The following is a 21,384-nucleotide window of genomic DNA, read 5'->3' on the forward strand; positions in this document are numbered from 1 at the left end:
TGCGTTAGTCGCTCTACACTGATCGTGAGGAACGATGGGTGTCTGACTCCAATTCTGCGCCTCACACAGCATGACTATCGTGCCAATGCTCCGCGTTGGCATGCATTTCGTGACGCTCTGCGTCACCCAACGGTGCAGCCCCTTGCAGCCCCTTGCATCCCCGGATTGGACGCGGAGCGTCCAGAACTGCATTCCCACGCGGAGCGTGAGGAACGATGGTGTATGACTGCGATTCTGCGCCTGAAGCAGCATCCTAGAATTTTTAATCGTAAAAATCCAAGCTAAAGCGAATAATTTTTCGCTTTGGCTGCTGGTATACGTGCAAATATCAAAAAAATTTCTCGTGCGGATCAGTAATCTTTCAAGCAGTCGGTCTGGTAATGCCAGCCCTTGATTTTGACTCGATTACAAAGCGAATTGCCCATGACCACTTCTGCGCTCTATCTGGATTACGCCGCCACCACGCCTGTTGATGAACAGGTCATCGAAGCTATGGTTGCCTGCATGGGGCGCGAAGGTCATTTCGGTAATCCGGCATCCAGCGGGCACGGTTATGGGCAGGTGGCGCGGCAGGCCGTTGAACAGGCACGCGCGCAGGTGGCCGATGCGGTGGGTGCGCCTGCCGACACTATCGTCTGGACCTCCGGTGCCACGGAGTCCAACAACCTGGCGATCAAGGGCATCGCCCATGACAACAGCGCGCAGCGTCGGCACATCATTACCAGTGTTCTGGAGCACAAAGCAGTGCTCGATACCGTCAGCACGCTGGAGCGTCAGGGCTTTCCCGTCACCTGGCTGAAACCGGACGCCCAGGGCCTGATCCAGCCGCAGGCGGTTCAGGCTGCCCTGCGCGAAGACACGCTGCTGGTATCACTGATGCAGGTGAACAACGAGCTGGGCACGCTGACCGATATCGCCAGCATTGGCGCCTTGGTGCGCGAGCACGGCGCGCTGTTTCATGTGGACGCTGCGCAGGGAGTCGGCAAGGTGAAGGTCGATCTGGCGAGTCTGGCCGTCGACCTGATGTCGTTCTCGGCACACAAGGCCTACGGCCCCAAGGGTATTGGCGCGCTGTACGTGGGCCCACGCGCGCATTCGTTGCTGAAAGCGCAGATCCACGGCGGCGGACATGAAGGCGGCTTTCGTTCGGGCACCTTGGCCACCCATCAGATCGTCGGCATGGGGACGGCCTTTGCGTTGGCGATCAGCCAGGCCGACACTGAAAACCGCCGTATCGAAGAGCTGAGTCGCCACCTGCGCGAAGGCCTGCTGAGCCTGCCGGATGTGCAGCTCAACGGCTGTCCGCAACAACGCATCCCGCACACCCTGAACCTGTGCATCACCCGCAGGGGCTTCACCAGCTCGCAGCTATCCCACAGCCTGGCGTTGTCTTCTACCTCCGCATGCAACTCGGCCAGCAATGCACCCTCGCATGTGCTGCTCGCTCTGGGGATGGATTCAGCCAAGGCTCTGGCCAGCGTGCGTGTCAGCCTTGGCCGCTACACCACGCAGGCAGACGTCGAGCGTGCCATTGAGGTATTCAGCAAGGCGCTCAGCGCACCTGCTGCGTTCTGGTAATTTGCAACGCCTCTCAAGCCGCCCTTTCAGCGGGCGGCTTGCTGCCATTTCTTCCCTTCCCGCCAAAGCTGCTGCCTTGTAGCTCGCCACTTGCAGCGTGCCGCTAAATAAAATGTACCCCTCCAGATACAAAAAGACACAAATTGGCACAGTTCTTTCAAGTGGAACGGTCGTGCCATAAACCGTTGGTGCACGCTGCATTCAAGGGGTGCCTACACGCACCAAAGTGCAGTTAACGGACGCCAGAGCGTCCCCAAACAGTGCAGGAGGGCAGACCACAAGTCTTTCTCCTCGCCAGGAAAGGAATCTAGCCGTGCTCTATCAGTCTTGTGTCAGACCACCGTTACGCTGGCTGCTTACCCCTGAGGCATTGCCTGCCTTGAACGGTGCCTGCCCGGTCGCCTTCGCGTTATCCAGATCTGCATGTTGTTTTTCGACGGCTCTGCACGTCTGGACGTAAGTCATTTTGCGTGTGCCCTTGAATGTTCTGACGATTAATCAGGGCCTTGCAGAACTGTGCGCGCAATAAGGATAAACCCCCTGTTTTTAATTAACGGGCAACCCACATATAAAGATTGTCCGACACTTTATTTGAGGTGGTTTCATTTGGCCGTCATTCGTGCGATGGCTTTTGTTTCTTCAACGGTTACTGATCATATAAACACGGACCCACATGGAGCAGTCCTTTATGAGTTCTTGAGTAACTAGCGCACCAACTTGATCCTCGTTACACAGTATTGGTGCATTCAGGAAAGTGACTAGCAGGTCACGAGTTTCGAACGCGTCTGGCACAGCAGAGGGTACGAATTTGTCTGCTGTTTTGTTTAAGGAGTCCTTCATTCGAATGCCTTCGAAGTCCATGAAATCGGGATTCGATAAATAGTTACATGAATGCGACACCCGCTCTGAATCAACGGTCCCTGCGTGGGCTTTCTGGCACAGCGGTTGCAATGTAAGCATTCAGGAACATCGCTGTACGTCCCCGTACATGACGATAAGAAGCAAGGATCAGCAATGCCAGCGCCCTGATGTAAACCGCTTTTCCCTGTTTAAGCCTGCCGTGCGCAGGTACCGCGGTGCGCTGCATATAAACAGTGTGCAGGCCGCCCTCAGTCGAATATTCACAAAAATATTCGAACGGATTTTTATTGCCCTTTAACTACCCGAGGGAGCGTTAATGAATGATGCGGTGATAATGAAAGCGGTTCCCTCTCCCTCGCCCGATGACACTTCGACGGCGTGGCAGGGCATTCCTTTCAGCGCCAATACGTCACGACCGGGTGGCCTTAACAAGCCACAAGTAATGGTGTTGATTGCTGCGTCAGTACTTATCCATGGTGTGATCTGGTGGTACATGCAAACTGCCCAGCCAGACCTGCCGGAAGTTGCACCACAAGTTCCGGAAATGACTATTGAGCTGACCAGCCCGACACCTCCCGCCCCGGAACCGCCGCCGCCCGAGCCGCCACCTCCGCCGCCACCACCCGAGCCGGAACAACCGGTCGAGGACCCGGACGCGGTAGAGCCGCCGCCAAAACCGGTGGAGAAGCCAAAGGTCGAGAAGCCCAAGCCGGTCAAGAAAGTCGAGCCGGTGAAAAAGCCGACGCCACCTGCGCCAACGCCTGCTGCCGCGCCCAGCCCGCCTGCGCCGCCAGCACCTGCGCCCGCACCTCCGGCACCTGCCGCGCCACCGGCTCCGGTCAAGGAAAGCGCTGCCGTATCCGGGCTCGCCAGCCTGGGCAACCCGCCGCCGGAATACCCGGGGCTGGCCTTGCGCCGCAGTTGGGAAGGTCGCGTGATTCTGCGCATCAAGGTGCTGCCAAACGGCCGCGCTGGCGCTGTCGAGGTGACCAAATCCAGCGGCAAACCGGTATTGGACGAAGCCGCCGTTGAGGCCGTGCGCAACTGGAAGTTCATTCCGGCCAAACGGGGTGACACGCCGATAGAAGGCTTCGCGACGCAGACCATCGACTTCAAGTTGCCGGAATGATCCGGCACCTGACAACCGACACTTCAATTATTAAAGCTGGTGAGGTTTAAACCATGAACGCATCGCTCTCTTCCATGATTGTCCCGGCCGTGCTCTGGGCATTGATTCTGTTTTCCGTATTGAGTTGGGCACTGTTGCTGATCAAGTCGGCGCAGTACGTGCGTCAGAAATCGCAGAACAAACAGTTCACCAAGGCGTTCTGGAGCGCGCCGGACCTGCTGACCGCCGCCGAGCACTCTGCACAATATCCTGGAGCGCTGGCGCGTATCGCCAACAGCGGCTTCGAAGCCATGGCGGTCGATGAGTCGCCGCGTACTACGCAACAACTGGCGCACACCATCAACCGTTCGGACCGCCTGGAGCGCAACCTGCGCCAGCAGATACAAAAAGAGCGCCGCGCACTGGAAAGTGGTCAGGCAATTCTCGCCAGTATCGGTAGCACCGCGCCGTTCATCGGCCTATTCGGTACGGTCTGGGGGATCATGGAAGCACTGCAAAGCATCGGCGTGACCGGCTCGGCCAGCCTGGAAGCGGTCGCCGGCCCTATCGGCCATGCGCTGGTCGCCACCGGTGTGGGTATCGCCGTAGCCGTGCCAGCAGTACTGATCTACAACTTCTTCCTGCGCCGCCTCAAGCTCGCCGTGGCCGACATGGATGACTTCGCCCACGACTTCGACGCCCTTGCCCAGCGCAGCGCCTTCGCGGTCACCCGTCAGCCCATCGCCAACAAAAATGGCCATGCCGTTCGGGAGGCCAGCTAATGTCTTTCTCCACTCAGGACAGCGATGAAGTACTCAGCGAAATGAACGTCACGCCGTTGGTGGATGTGATGCTCGTACTGCTGGTGGTGTTCATCGTCACCACGCCGCTGATGACCAACGCGATCAAGGTCAACCTGCCCAAGACTGATGCGGTCGCCCCTGCCGAGAAGAAAAACCCGGTGGTGGTCAGCGTTGATCAGGACGGCAAGTTCTACCTCGCCAAATCGGAAATCGCCCCGGAACTGCTGGAAAAAAGCCTGCAGGACGAAAAGGCCAAGGACCCGGAAATCCGCGTCCAGTTGCAGGCCGATACCGCCGTGAATTATGGCCAGGTGGCCAAGGCCATGGCGTCCATCGAGCGTTCGGGCATTACGAAGATATCCGTCATGACGGCGAAATGACCCTCAGGTGATTTGACGGCTTCGCCGCGCGAAGCCGTCTGACCCGACCCCCCGTAAATGCGGTTGTCCGTGGGCTGAAAAGCCTCTGGAGGGGAGCGGCTTGCTGGAAAAAGAAGAAGTGGAACTCCCGCTCGGCACAACCGCGTCGGGAACAGAGGGCTCACAAGGCCATTTCAATAACGTCTGGACCAAGTCGGAACTAACCATGCTGATGAATCTTCCCGGTTGCACCCTCAAACCACTGGCCCTCGCGGTCCGGCGTCATCCACGTGCCCTGCTTTGTGCATTGGCCATGGGCATGAGCGGTGCTCAGGCGGCAGACGCCGTCGACGCGGACACAAGCGGCTCGGCCGTGACCACCAGCGCAGCGGTTGTGCCTGCCACGACCCAGTTGCAACGTGTAGAAGTGACCGGTTCGGCGATCCGCCGGGTCGATGCCGAAACCGCAGTGCCAATTACCATCCTGCGCGCTGACGACCTGAAGAAACAGGGCGTGACCACCACCCAGGAAATGGTCCAGCGCATCACCGGCAGCCAGTCGATCAACAACAGTGCAGGCTCGGTCGGTGCAGGAACAGGAGGTGCCTCGTTTGCCGATATGCGCGGCATCGGCGCCAACAAGACGCTGGTGCTGCTCAACGGCCGCCGTCTGGCCAATAACGCACTGTCGGGTGTGGGCACGCCTAACGGCAGCGCCATCGACCTGAACATGATCCCTTTTGCCGCCATCGACCGTGTGGAAGTATTGCGTGACGGCGCCTCGGCGCTATACGGCACTGACGCCATTGGCGGTGTGATCAACTTCATCACCAAAAAATCCCTGACCGACGGCAGCCTGACCCTGGGTGGAGAAACCCCGACCGCCAGCGGCGGCGGTGCCACCAAGGACATGAGCGCCAGTTGGGGCTTTGGTGATCTGGAGCAAGACCGCTTCAACGTCATGGGTGTCTTCAACTACAACAAGCAGCAAAACCTGGACGCCAACGACCGCTCGTTTGCCAGAGATTACGTGCCAGGACGCGGGCTCAATCAGACCTCCGGTACGGCCTATCCCGGCAATTACTTCCAGGGTGACAACTCTGCCAACCCGCTGGGCAGAAACTGCGGCGGCCCTAACCTGATCGCCAGCAACGGCATCTGCCGGTTCAGCACCCGTGAATACATCGACCTGATCCCGCAAACCGAAAAGACCTCGTTTTTTGGCAAGGCCACCGGCAAGCTGGCAGACGATCATAACGTCAGCCTCGAATACTTCTGGGCCCGTAACAACAACCATACCGATATCGGGCCAGCGCCTCTCACCGGCCTGTCTCTGGACTCATCGTCGCCTTTTTATCCCGGCAACGGCATCACTCCGGCACCGACCGACTTTACTCTCGACCCGACCCAACCGATCAGCACAGCCTGGCGAGAAACGGCGGCCGGGCCACGCGGGTCCAGCGACCAGAACACCAGCCAGCGTTTTCTGCTGAACTTCGACGGCCTGGTGGGCGGCTGGGACTACAACGTAGGTGCTTCTTACAACCAGAACAAAGTCCTGTCATCGCTCACCAACGGGTATGTCAGTGACGCTGCAATGCTCAACGGCCTGGCCAATGGCACCCTTAACCCGTTCGGCCCGCAAACCGCTGCCGGTCAGGCGCTGATCGATGCCAGCGAATATCACGGCCAGTACTCCAGCGCTGTGGGCCGGGTGGCCGGGCTCGATGCGCGCATCAGCCGGGAAATCGGTGACTGGTTCGGTGCAGGCCCTGCGGGTCTGGCGTTGGGCGGCGAATATCGCAAAGAGAAAATGCATCAGCAGTACGAAGCCTACGTCAACGACATCAGCAGCCTGGGCGCAGATGCCGCCGGTAGCGTCGAAGGTGACAGGAGCGTCAAGGCGCAATACGCCGAACTGAATGTCCCCGTGCTGGACAGCCTTGAACTGACCGCCGCCGTTCGTCATGACAAATACAGCGACTTCGGCAGCACCACCAATCCGAAATACTCGTTCCGCTACCAGCCGTTCAAGCAACTGGTGGTCCGTGGTGCCTACAGCGAAGGTTTCCGCGCGCCGTCGCTTTACGAGCTGTATGCCCCGCGCAGTACCACTTTCACTCAGGGCTATTACAACGACCCGGTTCTGTGTGCCGGTGGCGTCGTTCAGCCGGGTGGTAACGCCGGTCGTGATTGCCAGCAGCAGTTCCTCAACAATGGTGGAGGCAACACCGAGCTGGCCCCGGAAAAAGCCCGCAACATGACGCTGGGCTTCGTCTATCAGCCGGTCAACAACCTTTCCATGGGCCTGGATTTCTGGTGGATTCACATTTCCAACCAGATCCAGGCGTTCCCCGAGTCGACTGTGTTTGATGATCCGAACACCTACGCCGACCGCTACGTGCGCGCTGCTGATGGTTCGATTGCAAATATCGTTACCGGCAACGCCAACCTGGGTATCGTCAAGACCAGCGGCGTCGACGTAACGCTCGACTATCGCTTTCCGAACACACCTTATGGTCAGTTCGGTCTGGGCATGACCGGCACCTATGTGACCCGTTATGACTTCCAGAACATCATCGACGGCCCGTACACCGACAAGGTCGGCGACTTCCAGGGCGACGGCGTGATCTCGCGCTGGAAACACGTTCTGACCGGCACCTGGGCACTGGGCGATACCCGCGCTTCCATCACCAACCGCTTCACCAGCGGCTACAACGACTACGACCGCACCACCAATGCGCGCGTCGCGTCGTATGCGCTGTGGGACATGTCGGTGGGTCATACCTTCGACAAGGTGCTGGATATCGACGCGGGTGTGCGCAACATGTTCGACCGCAACCCGCCGTTCTCCAACCAGGCCTACAACTTCCAGTCCGGCTATGACCCTCGTTACGCTGACCCGCTGGGCCGCACCCTGTTCGCACGCGCGACTTACCACTTCTGAGTGTGACGACGTGGCCCATACACGCTCCTTGGGCCACGTCAGATTGCGAGCTCGCCCCCTCCGGCCCAGGTTTCATCCACCTTCCCCGGCCGGGGGCTTTTTCGCGACTCATCGTCATTCAGTGCGTACGAGGAAAGCCCCATCATGTTGCGTCATACCCGTTTTCTGCGGCGCCTGATTCTGGGTGTTGCGCTGTGCAGTTGCTGGCAGGTCGCTCAGGCCGCCCCGACTCACGCCTTGACCGTCTATGGCGAGGCACCGAAATACCCGGCTGGCTTCCAGCACTTTGACTACGTCAACCCGAACGCCCCCAAAGGCGGTTCACTGACCCGTTCGGCGGAAGAAATCGGCCAGTTCAACTACCTCAACCCTTATGTCGATCAGGGTATCAATGTGGTGCAGGTCGATACCTGGGTTTACTCACCATTGGCCTATCGCTCGCTGGATGAGCCGTACACCGTTTATGGATTGATCGCGGAAAAGATGGAGATGGACCCGAACGGTCTGTGGATTCGTTTTTTCCTCAACCCCAAGGCGCGCTTCGAGGACGGCAAGCCCGTCACCGCAGAAGACGTGCGCTACACCTTCGAGCTGATGACCACCAAGGCCAGCTTCAGCTATCGCCCCATGTTCGCCGACGTCAAACAGGTGACCATCGAGGGGCCGCTACAGATTCGCTTCGACTTCAAGAACAACCTCAACCGCATGCTGGCGCTGGATATTGCCAGCCTGCACATTCTGCCCGAGCACTGGTGGAAGACCCGCGACTTCGCCAACGGCGGCGGTTTCGAGCCACCGCTGGGCAACGGGCCCTACCGGGTCGCCAAGGTCGATGCCGGGCGCAGCGTGGTCTTTGAAAGGGTCAAGGACTGGTGGGGCAAGGACCTGCCGGTCAGCCGTGGTCTGTATAACTTCGACACGCTCACCGTGAACTACTACGGCGACACCGAAATCGCTCGCCAGCTGCTGCAGGCCGGGATGTTCGACTACAACCGCGAGTTCTCATCTTCCGGCTTTGTGGTCGGCTACAGCGGCCCGGCGATTGACGATGGGCGTCTGCAAAAGCGCATTCTCGCCCGGCAACGCCCGGTCGCCGCGCAAGGTTTTGTGTTCAATCTGGACAACCCGATCTTCAAGGACCGCCGCGTGCGCGAGGCGCTGTCATTGCTGTGGGATTTCGACTGGATCAACCGTCGAGTCATGCGCAATTTCTACGTGCGCGAACAAAGCTACTTTCCAAAGAGCGACATGGCCGCCACCGAGCTGCCGACCCCGGCCGAGCTGAAGATTCTCGGACCCTTGCGCGGTCAGGTGCCGGACGAGGTGTTCACCACGGTGTATCAGCCGCCGAAAACCGACGGCAGCGGTTATATCCGTGACAAACAGTTGCAGGCCCTCAAGCTGCTCGCCGAGGCGGGCTGGCACCCGAAGAACAACAAGCTGGTGAACGCCGCTGGCGAGCCGATGGTGTTCAGCTTTCTCGATGGTCAGGGTGGTTTCGATCGCCTGATTCTGCCCTTCAAGCGCACGCTGGCGCAGATCGGCATCACCCTGGATTTCCTGCGCATCGATTCGGCGCAGTACATCAACCGGCTCAATGCGCGGGACTACGACATGATCGTGGTCAACCTGCCGAAAAACGGTAATCCGATCATTTCCCCTGGCCGTGAGCTGTACAACCTGTACGGCTCGCAAAGCGCCACCGAAGTGGGCAGCTCCAACGCCATGGTGCTGCGCAATCCTGCGGTGGACACGCTGATCGACGGGCTGGTGAGCGCCAATACGCGTAACGATATGGTGCTCTACGCGCGGGCGCTGGACCGGGTCCTGCAATGGGGCTACTACATGATTCCCAACTACTACTCCAAGGGCACGCCACTGGTGTTCGCCAACCGTTTCGGCATGCCTGATGTGGCACCGACCTATGACGTTGGTCTGGAAACCTGGTGGCAGATCAGCCCGACCCCGCTGACCAACGCTCAGGCTGCTGCATTGACCGGCAAGCCCGCCGCTGCCAAGGAGTATTGAAATGCTGGCTTATGTGATTCGACGCCTGCTGCTGATCATTCCCACGCTGCTGGCCATTTTGATTGTCAACTTCTTGATCGTGCAGGCCGCCCCGGGTGGCCCGGTCGAGCAGGCCATCGCGCGCATTCAGGGTTTCAGCCCCAATGGTGTTGGTGGCGGCGGTGGCGAAGTAGCCGCAAGCGGCACCGCCAGCCGCAGCACCCGTGGGCTCGACCCGGCGCTGATCGAGCAGATCAAGGAGCATTACGGTTTCGACAAACCGATGCACGAACGACTCTGGCTGATGCTCAAGAATTACGCACAGCTGGACTTCGGCACCAGCTTCTTCCGCGGCGCGCCGGTCACCGAACTGATTGCACAAAAGCTCCCGGTGTCGCTGTCCCTCGGGCTTTGGGCGACGCTGATCACCTACCTGATTTCCATCCCGCTCGGCATTCGCAAAGCGGTGCGGCATGGCAGTGCGTTTGACGTCTGGAGCAGCACGCTGGTGATCATCGGCTACGCCACGCCCGCGTTTCTGTTCGCCATTCTGCTGATTGTGGTGTTCGCCGGAGGCAGCTACCTGAGCTGGTTTCCGGCGCAGGGTTTGTTCTCGGAGAACTTCGACAGCCTGAGCACCTGGGGCAAGGTGAAAGACTATCTGTGGCACCTGGTGTTGCCGGTCAGCTCGCTGGTAATCGGCGGGTTCGCCACGCTGACCATCCTCACCAAGAACAGCTTCCTCAACGAAATCAGCCGCCAGTATGTGGTCACGGCCCGCGCCAAGGGCCTGACCGAGCATCGCGTGCTGTACGGCCATGTGTTTCGCAACGCCATGCTGCTGGTCATCGCGGGCATTCCGCAGGCGTTGATCGAAGTGTTTTTCGCCGGCTCGCTGCTGATCGAAACCATCTTCGGCCTCGATGGGCTGGGGCGCATGAGTTACGAGGCGGCGGTCTCGCGGGACTACCCCATCGTGTTCGGCACGCTGTTCCTGTTCACGCTGTTCGGCCTGCTGATCAAGCTGATCGGCGACCTGTGTTACACGCTGGTCGACCCACGCATCGACTTTTCCGCGAGGAGCACCTGATGTTTGAGTTCTCTCCCCAGACCCGGCGCCGCTTCGACCTGTTCAAGGCCAACCGGCGTGGCTGGTGGTCGCTGTGGATCTTCATCGGCCTGATGCTGGTCTGCCTGTGCGGCGAGCTGATCGCCAACGACAAGCCGCTGCTGGTCAGCTACGACGGGCAGATGTATTACCCGGTGTTGCGCACCTACATGGAAACAGATTTCGGCGGCGAACTGCCCTTCGAACCGGACTATTCAAGCGACTACGTGCGCAAGCTGATCGCCGCCAAAGACGGCTGGATGCTGTTCGCACCGATCCCGTTCAGCTACGACACCATCAACTACGACCTGGATGCGCCCTCGCCCAGCCCGCCCGACGGCACTAACTGGCTGGGCACTGACGAGCAGGCCCGTGACGTGCTGGCACGTGTGCTGTTCGGCGCGCGGATTTCCATCCTGTTCGCGCTGCTGCTGACCGCGATCAGCACGGTGATCGGTGTCTGCGCCGGGGCGATTCAAGGTTACTACGGCGGCATGACCGACCTGATCGGCCAGCGCATTCAGGAAATATGGTCGGGTTTGCCGGTGCTGTATCTGCTGATCATTCTGTCCGGCTTTGTGTCACCGAGTTTCTGGTGGTTGCTGGGCATCATGGCGCTGTTCTCCTGGCTGTCGCTGGTGGACGTGGTGCGTGCCGAGTTTTTGCGCGGGCGTAATCTTGAATACGTGAAAGCCGCCCGCGCACTGGGCCTGACCGATGCCGCGTTGATGTGGCGACACATCCTGCCCAACGCGATGACCAGCACCCTGACGTACCTGCCGTTCATCATCACTGGCGCCATCGCCACGCTCACCGCGCTGGATTTTCTCGGCTTCGGCATGCCCGCTGGCAGCGCTTCGCTGGGCGAACTGATCGGCGAGGCCAAGCGCAACCTGCAAGCGCCCTGGCTGGGGCTGACCGCGTTCGTCGCGCTGGCGCTGATCCTTTCTCTGTTGGTGTTCATCGGCGAAGCCTGCCGCGACGCGTTTGATCCTCGGAGCTGACATGCAAGACAACCTGATTGAAATTCGCGACCTGCGGGTCGCCTTCAACGGCCATGAAGTGGTGCATGGCGTCAGCCTCGACATCCGCCGTGGAGAATGCCTGGCGCTGGTCGGCGAATCCGGCTCTGGCAAGTCGGTCACTGCGCATTCGATTCTGCGTCTGTTGCCGGCGAAAACGGTCAGCACCCAGGGCTCGATTCGCTATGACGGCCTTGATCTGGTCCACGCCAGCGACAAGCAATTGCGCAGCCTGCGTGGCAACCGTGTGGCGATGATTTTTCAGGAGCCCATGAGCTCGCTGAACCCGCTGCACACGGTCGAAAAGCAGATCGGCGAAATTCTCGTCACTCACAAGGGCCTCAAAGGCAAGGCCGCGCTGAGCCGCACGCTGGAGTTGCTGGAACTGGTCGGCATTCGTGACCCGCGGTCACGTCTCAAGGCGTATCCGCATCAACTGTCGGGTGGGCAGCGCCAGCGCATCATGATTGCTATGGCACTGGCTAACGAGCCCGACTTGCTGATCGCCGACGAGCCGACCACCGCGCTGGACGTGACCGTGCAGGTGAAGATTCTGGAGTTGCTCAAATCCTTGCAGCAGCGGCTCAACATGTCGTTGTTGCTGATCAGCCACGACCTCAATCTGGTGCGGCGCATCGCTCAGCGGGTCTGCGTGATGCGTGAGGGCGAAATCGTCGAGCAGGCCGATTGCCAGACGCTGTTCGACAATCCGCAGCATCCTTACAGCCGCTTGCTGATCAACGCCGAACCAGACGGCGAGCCGGTGCCGTCCACGCACAGCAACACGCTGTTGTCGGTGCAGGACCTGAAAGTCTGGTTTCCGCTGGGCAAAGCCTGGTTCAAGCGCGAGCCGCAGTATGTGAAGGCGGTGGATGGGGTGAGTTTCGAGCTGCTCAAGGGCAAGACACTCGGGATTGTCGGCGAGTCCGGCTCGGGCAAATCAACCCTGGGCCAGGCGATTTTGCGTCTTGTCGATTCAGAGGGCAGCATCCGTTTCGGCACCAAGGAGCTGAGCCTGCACAGTCAGCACCTGATGCGCCCGTTGCGTCGTCAGTTGCAGGTGGTGTTTCAGGACCCGTTCGGCAGCCTCAGCCCGCGCATGACCGTGGAGCAGATCATCGCCGAGGGGTTGGTGACGCACAATATCGGCACGCCGAAAGAGCGTGAGCAGACGGTGATCCGCGTGTTGCAGGAAGTCGGGCTAGACCCGGCAACCCGGCATCGTTACCCGCACGAGTTTTCCGGCGGGCAACGCCAGCGCATTTCCATCGCCCGGGCGCTGGTGCTTGAGCCGGATCTGATCCTGCTCGATGAGCCGACGTCAGCGCTCGACCGTACGGTGCAGAAACAGATCGTCGCCCTGCTGCGTGACCTGCAAATCCGTCATGGCCTGACGTACCTGTTCATCAGCCATGACCTGGCGGTGGTTCACGCTCTGGCGCATGACCTGATTGTGATCAAGGACGGCAAGGTAGTCGAACAAGGCCCGTCTCGCGAAATCTTCGCCGCGCCGCAGCAGGCCTATACTCAGGAACTGCTGCGTTCTTCCGGGCTGGTGTTTGCCTGAGCCTGGCCTTAAACGTTACGCGTGAAAGCTCTGGCCCAGTGCCTCCAGGCGTATGGCCAGCGGCGAAAGGCTCTGGCTGCTGGTCGCCAGCACACCGATATTTGCGGCGGTGTGCTCGGCGATGGTCTGCACCGAACGTAATTGATCGGCGATTTCCCGGCTGGCGGTGGACTGCTGTTCAGTGGTCGTGGCAATCAGGCCGTTAAGCTGGGTGATATGCCCGATACCTTCACCGACTGCGCGCAGGGATTCCGACGCGCGCTGGCTGTTTTCCACACAACGCCCGACGCCTTGCAGGCTGTCGTTCATGGCTGTAGCGGCCTGACGGCTGCCCCTTTGCAGGTCCTCGATGATGGTCTGGATTTCCTTGGTCGACGACGCTGTGCGTTGCGCCAGATTGCGCACCTCGTCGGCCACCACTGCAAAGCCCCGGCCCTGCTCTCCGGCTCGTGCAGCTTCAATCGCTGCGTTCAGCGCCAGCAGGTTGGTCTGCTCGGCAATACTGCCGATCACGTCCAGCACCTTGCCGATCTGCTCTGACTGGTTGGCGAGTGCCTGCACGGTTTCATCGGTGGTGTTGATGCGCGCGGCAAGCTGAGTGATTTCGCTCTGCGCACGGTCGACGCTGTCGCGTCCGTGAGCCACCTGATCGCTTGTATCACCGGCACGCTGCACGGCTTGCGCAACATGGCTGGAGATATCGTTCATGGCATCACCCATGCGCTGCATCGCGCCGGTCATGCGGGCGATCTCGCTGAGTTGATGCTGCGCCCCGGTTTCCAGCGTACCGCTGGCCTTGGCAAGGTCATGACCCAGTTCGCCAAGCCCGCGTGTGTCGCGCACTACTCCGTCGACAAGGCTGGTGATCTGCGCCAGAAACTGCTCGAAACGTTGCGCCAGCGGCACGCGTTTGGCCGAGTGCTCGCTGGCCTGGCTATTGGGCGAAAACTGATTGGTGGCGGCCAGCATTCGATCGAGCATGTCATGATTCTCGACCGCTTCAGCCTGATTCTGCACGGCCAGATAGACCAGAATCGCGCTCTCTACAACGACGTACACCGCATGCACCATCACCATGCTCCAGCCGCCGCCGTGGTGCATGACGTAAACCGGGAAGCCCGCATGCTGCAGGGCGTGGAAACCGACATGGTGGATGGCAATGGTGACGGCAGCGACCAGAATCGGCAGCCAGTCGCGGTAGAAGGTCAGCACGGCGAGGAAGACGAAGATGCCGAAATGTATTTCGATCAGCCCGTGCGCCTGATTGATATGCAGCGCGGCCATGACCATCAGGCCTACACCCACACAGCAGCGCATCAATCGGGTGCCGCCGATGGCACGATACAGCCCGGTCAGCACCAGCGCAGTGCCGCCACCGACCACGACTGCCTGGGTGAACGTATCAAACCAGAACGCCAACCCGAGCGCGTAGATGAACAACAGCCAGATCAGGCCCAGCATGATCCGGTCGGCCTTGCGGTAATGGTCCAGGAAACGAGGGGCTACGGGCATCGAACACATCCTTTTGAAATCCATGGCGACAGGGGGCCCCGTCGGTTTTCAGATATGCACGAACAAAACCCCGGCCAACGTGCTGTCTGGGTGGTGGCCTTGTGCCATAAATTCAGAAATAGATTATTTACCCGGTGTTGAGGCGCGATGATGGAGCGGGCGTCCGTTGTTAGCAGGCCGGACCTCTTCGCGGACAAGTCCGCTCCCACCACATCAATCGGTGATCCTGGTCCTGCACTCCTGTGATTCTGTGACCATGCACTCATGCACTCATGCACTCATGCACTCCTGGACTCCTGCACTCCTGTAACCCTGTGACCCTGTGACCATGCACTCCTGTAATCCTGTGACCATGCACCCATGCACTCCTGTGGGAGTGGACTTGTCCACGAAGGCTGATCATCAAACACCGAATGACTCATTGAAATTACATGCTGTAAAGCATTACTCAGCTGCTCCACGTGCCACACACTAAAGTTCACCGGTGAAGTGATTTTAGGAGCAAGGGAATGCACGTGTACTCTGCGTCAAAACGTTTACGTACAGGCCGATATTCCGCAATAGGCCAGATATATATGGTGACTTCAGTGACACGAGGACGCGAACCGGTATTCGCCGATGTTCGTCTCGGGCGTTTGCTGGTTCGAGAGCTGAGACGATGCGAAGAGCAGGAACTGGTCAAGTCGCTTGCCTGGGTCGTAATGCCTGACCACTTTCACTGGCTTTTTGAGCTCAAAAAGAATGATCTGCCCATGTTGATTCAACAACTTAAAGCACGCAGTTCAATAGCCATCGGAAAAATCAGAGCACATCCCGACACCTTATGGCAGTCCGGGTATCACGACCAGGCTGTGCGCAACGAACAGGCCATGGTCGGTCTGGCTCGCTATATCGTCGCAAACCCGCTATGCGCAGGACTGGTCAAGAAGATAGGAGATTATCCACTGTGGGATGCGGTATGGGTTTGAACCACACATCCACGCCGTGAAATTTCTTTACGCCGTTTCAATGGCGCAACAGTTTGCGCAGTGGCACGCCGTCTTTCATGACCGGGGATTTGATGACGATGTAGCTGAAATACTTGGAGATGCCGATGTTCTTGTCCAGCAGCTCTTCGATCACTTCCTGGTAGTGCTGAATGCTGCGGGTCATGAAGCGCACCAGGTAGTCGTAGCCGCCGCTGATCAGGTGGCACTCCAGGACTTCGTCAACGTGACGGATGTTGGCTTCGAATTTGGCGAAGTCTTCGCGCTTGTGGTCGCTGAGGGAGATTTCCGTGAACACGGTTACCGATTCGGTGATTTTTGCCAGATTAAGGTGCGCCTTGTAACTGGAAATGTAACCTGCCGACTCAAGACGTTTGACGCGCTGCAGGCAAGGGCTTGCGGAAAGCCCGACGGCGTCGGCCAGGCTGACGTTGGTCATGCGCCCGTCTTTCTGGAGTTCTACCAGGATATTGATATCAATCCGATCCAGTTTGACCAAGCCTTCCATTACCTACCTCTTGTATTGCCATTCACGGTGCCTACCTTCTAGCAAAATCAGCGCCGTAAAGACAGCTGATGCTGAGCGACGAGATCGGCCATGCTGTTGATACACAGGTCGGCAGTGCATGGCTGACGGTGCTGTTCGCGGCTGCGGCGGATCAGACACAGCCCACCTGTGCCAAGCGCCGAGGCGGGCGGGCGAGACACAAGAAGCGTTTCACGTGGCTCCAGATCCATCCCGGCGAGCCAGTCCGGATTGTCCAGCGGGTGAGTGGTCAGGGACAGCAGGCTGTCAGGTTCAAGCCCCAGCCGTTCGCACAGGATGCCGCGATCCTGCAGGTCCCGGTCGGCGTACACCAGCAGCCGATAGAACTTGCGCAGGTAGAGCATCGCGCCGGGTGCATCCTCGAACAGCGTCCAGTTCGGCACGGAACGGGCGAAGGTCATACCTTCTTCCCAACTGGCCTTGATGCCAAGGCGCTCGGCCAGTTGCCGGTGCGCGAAGCACAGCAGGCCGCTGAAACCCAGTTCGTCGAAGCGCGGATAGAGCGTGCGCACAACATCATCGAATTCGGTCAGGACCGAGTCTTTATCCGGTGTGTTCAGACCGTTTTCCAGCAACGGCTGCAACGCCCCCCAGACACCCGAATCACGGTCCACCAGAACCTCATCACAATCGATCAGCAGTGCGCGGTAATCAATAAGCCCCATGGCAGGCAACGTCTCCATTCAACAATGATCCCCAGCGCTGGTGGTCGCAGCGTCTCGCGACAACCGCGACCACGTCTACGCTCAGCTGGACTTCAATACTCGTGCCAAGGCGGCATCGAGAATGGTCAGTGCTTCATCGATCTGCTGCTCTGTGGTGACCAGCGGTGCGAGGAAACGCAACACGTTGCGGTACACACCACACTTGATCACCAACAGGCCGCCAATGCGTGCCTGATCAATGATCTTCTGATTGAGATCAGCGTCCGGGCTACGTGCGGCGTCGTTCTTGACCAGTTCCATGGCGAGCATGAAGCCGGTGCCGCGCACGTCGCCGATGCAGGTGTAACGGTCCTTGAGCTTGAGCAGACCGGCACGCAAATGTTGGCCCAGTTGCTCGCCACGCGCGAGCAGATTGTCCTGCTCGTATGTGTCGATCACCGCCAGTGCGGCGGCGCAGGACAGCGCATTACCACCGTAAGTGCCACCCAGACCGCCCGGAAGCGGTGCATCCATGATCTCGGCACGGCCGACCACGCCTGACAGCGGCATGCCGCCCGCGAGGCTCTTTGCAACCGTCACCAGATCAGGCTGGATACCCGAATGCTCGAAACCGAACCATTTGCCGGTACGCCCGAAACCGGACTGGATTTCGTCGACAATCAGCACGATGCCATGTTGCTCGGTCAGCGCACGCAAGGCCTTCATGAACTCCACCGGCGCAGTCAGGAAGCCGCCATCGCCCTGCATCGGCTCGATCAGAATCGCCGCCACACGCTCCGGTGCGACCTGGGTGGCCAACAGCTCGTGCAACGCCGCCAGCGCTACTTCGGTGGTGACGCCGCGGAATTCGTTCGGGTACGGCGTGTGGAACACTTCGGGGGCCATCGGGCCGAAATTCTGTTTGTACGGCTGGCTCATGCCGGTCAGCGTGGTGCCAAGCAGTGTACGGCCATGAAAACCACCGCGGAACGAGATAACTGCCGGGCGATTGGTGTGAGCGCGGGCGATTTTCACCGCGTTTTCGACCGCTTCGGCACCAGAGGTGAAAAGCACGGCCTTGTGATCGATGCCGCTCTGGCCCGCGATGAGATGGCTCAGGCGTTTGGCCAGGTCCAGATAGGGCTGATAGGACGCCACCTGGAAGCAGGCGTGGGTAACCTTGGTCAGTTGCGTCTGTATCGCCTTGACCACGTTGGGGTGGTTATGGCCGATGTTCAGTACGCCGATGCCGCCGACAAAATCCAGATAGCGCTTGCCATCGACGTCCCACAGTTCAGAACCCTGCGCGCGGTCGATGACCAGCGGATGGGCTGTGACAATGCCACGCGGCACGAACTGATCGCGCTGGCGGAGCAGATGAGGTGTTTCGTCGACTTTGCTGTTCATGGTTTTACCTGTCGTGGGCCTGGCAGCCGGCGGGGTGGCTGCGATGCTGTTCAGGTTAAGCGTTCAGCGAAATGATCTACGCCGAACTTGCCCTCTCAGATGTCCAGATCAACTGTTTTTCGCCTCGCAAACGGCAGATTCCTTCATGCCTTGCGAGCACCACGCAATCTGCCGGGCAACGCTGCTTTTCAGTCATGCCGGTGCTCTGCAAAAGGCTGTTTCGACAGATCCTGCTTCCGACTTGCGGCATCATGGGGCTCCACTTTCACACTCAGGAAATGCCCATGCCCGCCCTGCTCTACAAAGCTGACCCCGCACGCGCCGAACGCTGGCGTGTCCTGTTTGCCGAGCATGCGCCGGACATTGAATGGCGTGTGTGGCCGGATATCGGTGACCCGGCCGATATCCACTATTTGGGGGCCTGGCTGGCACCTGACGATCTACAGGAGCTGCTGCCCAACCTGAAGGTGCTGTTCGCCTTGTCTGCGGGCGTCGATCAACTGGACCTGAGCCGTATTCCCGAGTCCTTGCCGGTGGTTCGTCTGCTGGACCCCGGCATCAGTCACGGGATGTGTCAGTACGCGTCTTTGGCGGTACTGAGCCTGCACCGGGAAATGCTGCGTTATCGGCAGCAGCAGGTCGAGGGCGTCTGGAAAGCTCATCCGCTGGTACCGGCGCACAAGCGTCGCGTGGGTGTGATGGGGCTGGGCTTGCAGGCGCAGCATATTCTGTCGAGCCTCAAACCATTCGGTTTCGGGCTGTCGGGCTGGGCGCGTAGCGAGCATCAGGTAGAAGGCGTAACGTGTTATGCGGGTGAAAGACAGCTGAGTGCGTTTCTTGGTCAGTGCGACATTCTGCTGTGTGTGTTGCCGCTGACCGGGCAAACCGAAGGCATCCTCAATCGCCAGCTTTTCGAGCGCCTGCCCCAGGGGGCAGCATTGATCAACATGGGCCGTGGCGGGCATCTGGTGGAAGCGGACCTGCTTGAAGCACTGGATAGCGGACAGTTGAGCGCTGCGGTGCTGGATGTACTGCAACAGGAACCGGCACCGGCTGATCATCCGTTCTGGCAACACCCGAAGATCATGCTGACACCGCATGTCGCGGCCATGACCCAACCGGAAAGCGCCTTTCCTGGCCTGCTCGATAACATTCGCCGCTTTGAGCGTGGTGAAGCGATGCAGGGGCAGGTGGATCGCGGCCAGGGTTATTAACGCGCCACACTTTGAAGATCGGACGCAGAGCGTCCAGAACTGCATTCCCACGCTGGAGCGTGAGGAACGATAATCTCAACTATCGTGCCGACGCTCCGCGTCGGTACGCCGTTCTGGACGCTCCGCGTCCGATCTTGAGCCAGCAGCGCGGCGCAGATCTGTGACGCGGAGCGTCCTCGCACTGCGCTGCTACAACCCCCCTACATGAAACGCCTTCACTTCCAGGTATTCATCCAGGCCGTAGCTGGAGCCCTCGCGGCCCAGGCCGGATTGTTTGACGCCACCGAACGGGGCGACTTCCATGGAGATGATGCCGGTGTTGAGGCCGACCATGCCGAACTCCAGCGCCTCGCCGAAACGCCATGAGCGACGCAGGTCCTGGGTGAAGTAGTACGCGCCAAGGCCATAAGGCGTGGCGTTGGCCAGTGCCAGCGCTTCGGCTTCGTCGGTGAAGCGCATCAGTGGCGCAACAGGCCCGAAGGTTTCTTCGTTGGCCAGCAGCATGCCCGCATGGGTTTCGCCCAATACCGTTGGCTGGACGAATTGACTGGTGCCATCGGGACGGCCGCCATGCAGCAACTTCGCGCCCTGGCTCAGCGCATCATCAATGTGCCGGGTAACCTTGCTGACCGCCGCCGGGTTGATCAGCGGGCCAATGGTCACGCCCTCTTCCAAGCCGTTGCCGACCTTGAGTTTGCTCACTTCCTCTACCAGCCGTGCAGCAAAACGGTCGTAGATGCCGTCTTGCACCAGAATCCGGTTGGCGCACACGCAGGTCTGCCCGGCGTTGCGGAATTTGCTGAGCATGATGCCCGTCACCGCCTGTTCCAGGTCCGCGTCGTCAAACACGATGAAGGGCGCGTTGCCGCCCAGTTCGAGGCTCAGACGCTTGATGTGTTCGGCGCTCTGGCGCATCAGCAAACGGCCGACCGGGGTCGAGCCGGTAAAGGAAATCTTGCGCACCACCGGATTGCCGGTGAGTTCTTCGCCAATGCCTGCGGGCATGCCGGTGATGACGTTGAACACACCGGCAGGAATACCCACGCGTTCGGCCAATACCGCCAGCGCCAGCGCCGACAAAGGCGTGAGGTCCGAAGGTTTGACGATGATCGGGCATCCAGCAGCCAAGGCTGGCGCGCACTTGCGGGTGATCATTGCGTTGGGAAAATTCCACGGGGTGATTGCGGCGCACACACCCACCGGCTGCTTGAGAGTCATCAAACGGCGGTCTGCGCTGGGCGCGGGAATGGTTTCACCGTAGGAGCGGCGCGCCTCTTCAGCGAACCATTTGACGAAGCTGGCACCATAGCGGATCTCGCCGCGTGATTCGTTCAGCGGCTTGCCCTGCTCAAGGGTCATGATCAGCGCCAGGTCTTCGACGTTATCGAGCATCGCCTGATGCCAGCGCTCCAGCATAGCGGCGCGCTCGGCAGCGGGACGTGCGCGCCAGGCGGGCCAGGCACGATCCGCAGCTTCGATGGCGCGACGGGTTTCAGGGCCATTCAGGGCCGGAACCTGCGCGATCGTTTCGCCGGTCGCCGGGTCGCTGATGGTCAGCGTTGCACCTTCGTCAGCGCTGATCCATTGCCCATCGACGTAGGCGCGGTCTACCAGCAGGCTGGGGTCTTTCAACTGATTCTTGAGCATGGTCGAGTCCTGTTTCGGGATACCTGCCAGTCTAGGCAGGCGCCGCAGTCCAGGATGCTGAAAGCAG

At 59.8% G+C, this 21,384-nt stretch carries 16 protein-coding genes; 11 read left to right on the top strand and 5 right to left on the bottom strand.

The window, feature by feature from the left end:
- Positions 1–423 precede the first annotated feature (423 nt).
- The 9 genes from LJU29_RS00185 to LJU29_RS00225 all read left to right on the top strand — a co-directional run bounded on the left by LJU29_RS00185 (position 424) and on the right by LJU29_RS00225 (position 13,360).
- Positions 424–1,578 (top strand): cysteine desulfurase family protein, encoded by a 1,155-nt coding sequence (locus LJU29_RS00185; RefSeq protein WP_257111499.1) that lies wholly within the window; start codon positions 424–426, stop codon positions 1,576–1,578.
- A 1,177-nt stretch (positions 1,579–2,755) separates the two neighbouring features.
- Complete coding sequence (locus tag LJU29_RS00190) at positions 2,756–3,568, top strand: energy transducer TonB (protein WP_011169869.1); 813 nt, start codon at positions 2,756–2,758, stop codon at positions 3,566–3,568.
- A gap of 74 nt (positions 3,569–3,642) precedes the next feature.
- Positions 3,643–4,329 (top strand): MotA/TolQ/ExbB proton channel family protein, encoded by a 687-nt coding sequence (locus LJU29_RS00195; protein WP_005758987.1) that lies wholly within the window; start codon positions 3,643–3,645, stop codon positions 4,327–4,329.
- Entirely contained in the window at positions 4,329–4,730 is a 402-nt protein-coding gene (locus LJU29_RS00200) for an ExbD/TolR family protein (RefSeq protein ID WP_002555939.1), read from the top strand. Before LJU29_RS00195 ends, LJU29_RS00200 begins: the two co-directional genes overlap by 1 nt.
- Before the next feature lie 100 nt (positions 4,731–4,830).
- On the top strand, positions 4,831–7,656 hold the full coding sequence (locus LJU29_RS00205; protein WP_057453871.1) for a TonB-dependent receptor: 2,826 nt from the start codon (positions 4,831–4,833) through the stop codon (positions 7,654–7,656).
- A 144-nt stretch (positions 7,657–7,800) separates the two neighbouring features.
- Positions 7,801–9,684: an extracellular solute-binding protein gene (locus tag LJU29_RS00210; RefSeq protein WP_257111500.1), complete on the top strand. Its 1,884-nt coding sequence runs from the start codon at positions 7,801–7,803 to the stop codon at positions 9,682–9,684.
- A 1-nt stretch (position 9,685) separates the two neighbouring features.
- On the top strand, positions 9,686–10,753 hold the full coding sequence (locus LJU29_RS00215) for a microcin C ABC transporter permease YejB (protein ID WP_257111501.1): 1,068 nt from the start codon (positions 9,686–9,688) through the stop codon (positions 10,751–10,753).
- Positions 10,753–11,775, top strand: coding sequence for an ABC transporter permease (locus tag LJU29_RS00220; RefSeq protein ID WP_004663151.1), 1,023 nt, complete (start codon positions 10,753–10,755; stop codon positions 11,773–11,775). Before LJU29_RS00215 ends, LJU29_RS00220 begins: the two co-directional genes overlap by 1 nt.
- Before the next feature lies 1 nt (position 11,776).
- Positions 11,777–13,360: an ABC transporter ATP-binding protein gene (locus LJU29_RS00225; RefSeq protein ID WP_257111502.1), complete on the top strand. Its 1,584-nt coding sequence runs from the start codon at positions 11,777–11,779 to the stop codon at positions 13,358–13,360.
- 15 nt (positions 13,361–13,375) lie between these two features.
- Here LJU29_RS00225 and LJU29_RS00230 read toward each other — a convergent pair whose 3' ends face one another.
- Positions 13,376–14,872: a methyl-accepting chemotaxis protein gene (locus LJU29_RS00230; protein WP_257111503.1), complete on the bottom strand. Its 1,497-nt coding sequence runs from the start codon at positions 14,870–14,872 to the stop codon at positions 13,376–13,378.
- 509 nt (positions 14,873–15,381) lie between these two features.
- Between LJU29_RS00230 and LJU29_RS00235 the strand changes: the two genes are divergently transcribed.
- The gene (locus LJU29_RS00235) at positions 15,382–15,840 is read left to right on the top strand and encodes an REP-associated tyrosine transposase (RefSeq protein WP_257111504.1); all 459 of its coding nucleotides are present in this window, start codon (positions 15,382–15,384) and stop codon (positions 15,838–15,840) included.
- Positions 15,841–15,877: 37 nt separating this feature from the next.
- On the opposite strand, the gene LJU29_RS00240 is transcribed toward LJU29_RS00235, so the two are convergent.
- The 3 genes from LJU29_RS00240 to gabT all read right to left on the bottom strand — a co-directional run bounded on the left by LJU29_RS00240 (position 15,878) and on the right by gabT (position 18,456).
- Complete coding sequence (locus LJU29_RS00240) at positions 15,878–16,366, bottom strand: Lrp/AsnC family transcriptional regulator (RefSeq protein ID WP_002555947.1); 489 nt, start codon at positions 16,364–16,366, stop codon at positions 15,878–15,880.
- Between the two features lie 47 nt (positions 16,367–16,413).
- The gene (locus tag LJU29_RS00245) at positions 16,414–17,070 is read right to left on the bottom strand and encodes an HAD family hydrolase (RefSeq protein WP_257112901.1); all 657 of its coding nucleotides are present in this window, start codon (positions 17,068–17,070) and stop codon (positions 16,414–16,416) included.
- Positions 17,071–17,151: 81 nt separating this feature from the next.
- Complete coding sequence (gene gabT, locus LJU29_RS00250) at positions 17,152–18,456, bottom strand: 4-aminobutyrate--2-oxoglutarate transaminase (RefSeq protein ID WP_257111505.1); 1,305 nt, start codon at positions 18,454–18,456, stop codon at positions 17,152–17,154.
- Positions 18,457–18,740: 284 nt separating this feature from the next.
- Here gabT and LJU29_RS00255 point away from each other — a divergent pair, with 284 nt between their 5' ends.
- On the top strand, positions 18,741–19,670 hold the full coding sequence (locus LJU29_RS00255) for a 2-hydroxyacid dehydrogenase (protein ID WP_257111506.1): 930 nt from the start codon (positions 18,741–18,743) through the stop codon (positions 19,668–19,670).
- A gap of 189 nt (positions 19,671–19,859) precedes the next feature.
- On the opposite strand, the gene LJU29_RS00260 is transcribed toward LJU29_RS00255, so the two are convergent.
- Positions 19,860–21,317 carry an NAD-dependent succinate-semialdehyde dehydrogenase gene (locus LJU29_RS00260; protein ID WP_257111507.1) on the bottom strand — a complete coding sequence of 486 codons (1,458 nt, stop codon included), beginning with the start codon at positions 21,315–21,317 and terminating at the stop codon, positions 19,860–19,862.
- Between the last annotated feature and the right edge of the window lie 67 nt (positions 21,318–21,384).

Source organism: Pseudomonas ficuserectae (genome assembly GCF_024584585.1).
In the GTDB taxonomy this organism is placed as follows: Bacteria; Pseudomonadota; Gammaproteobacteria; order Pseudomonadales; family Pseudomonadaceae; genus Aquipseudomonas; species Aquipseudomonas amygdali.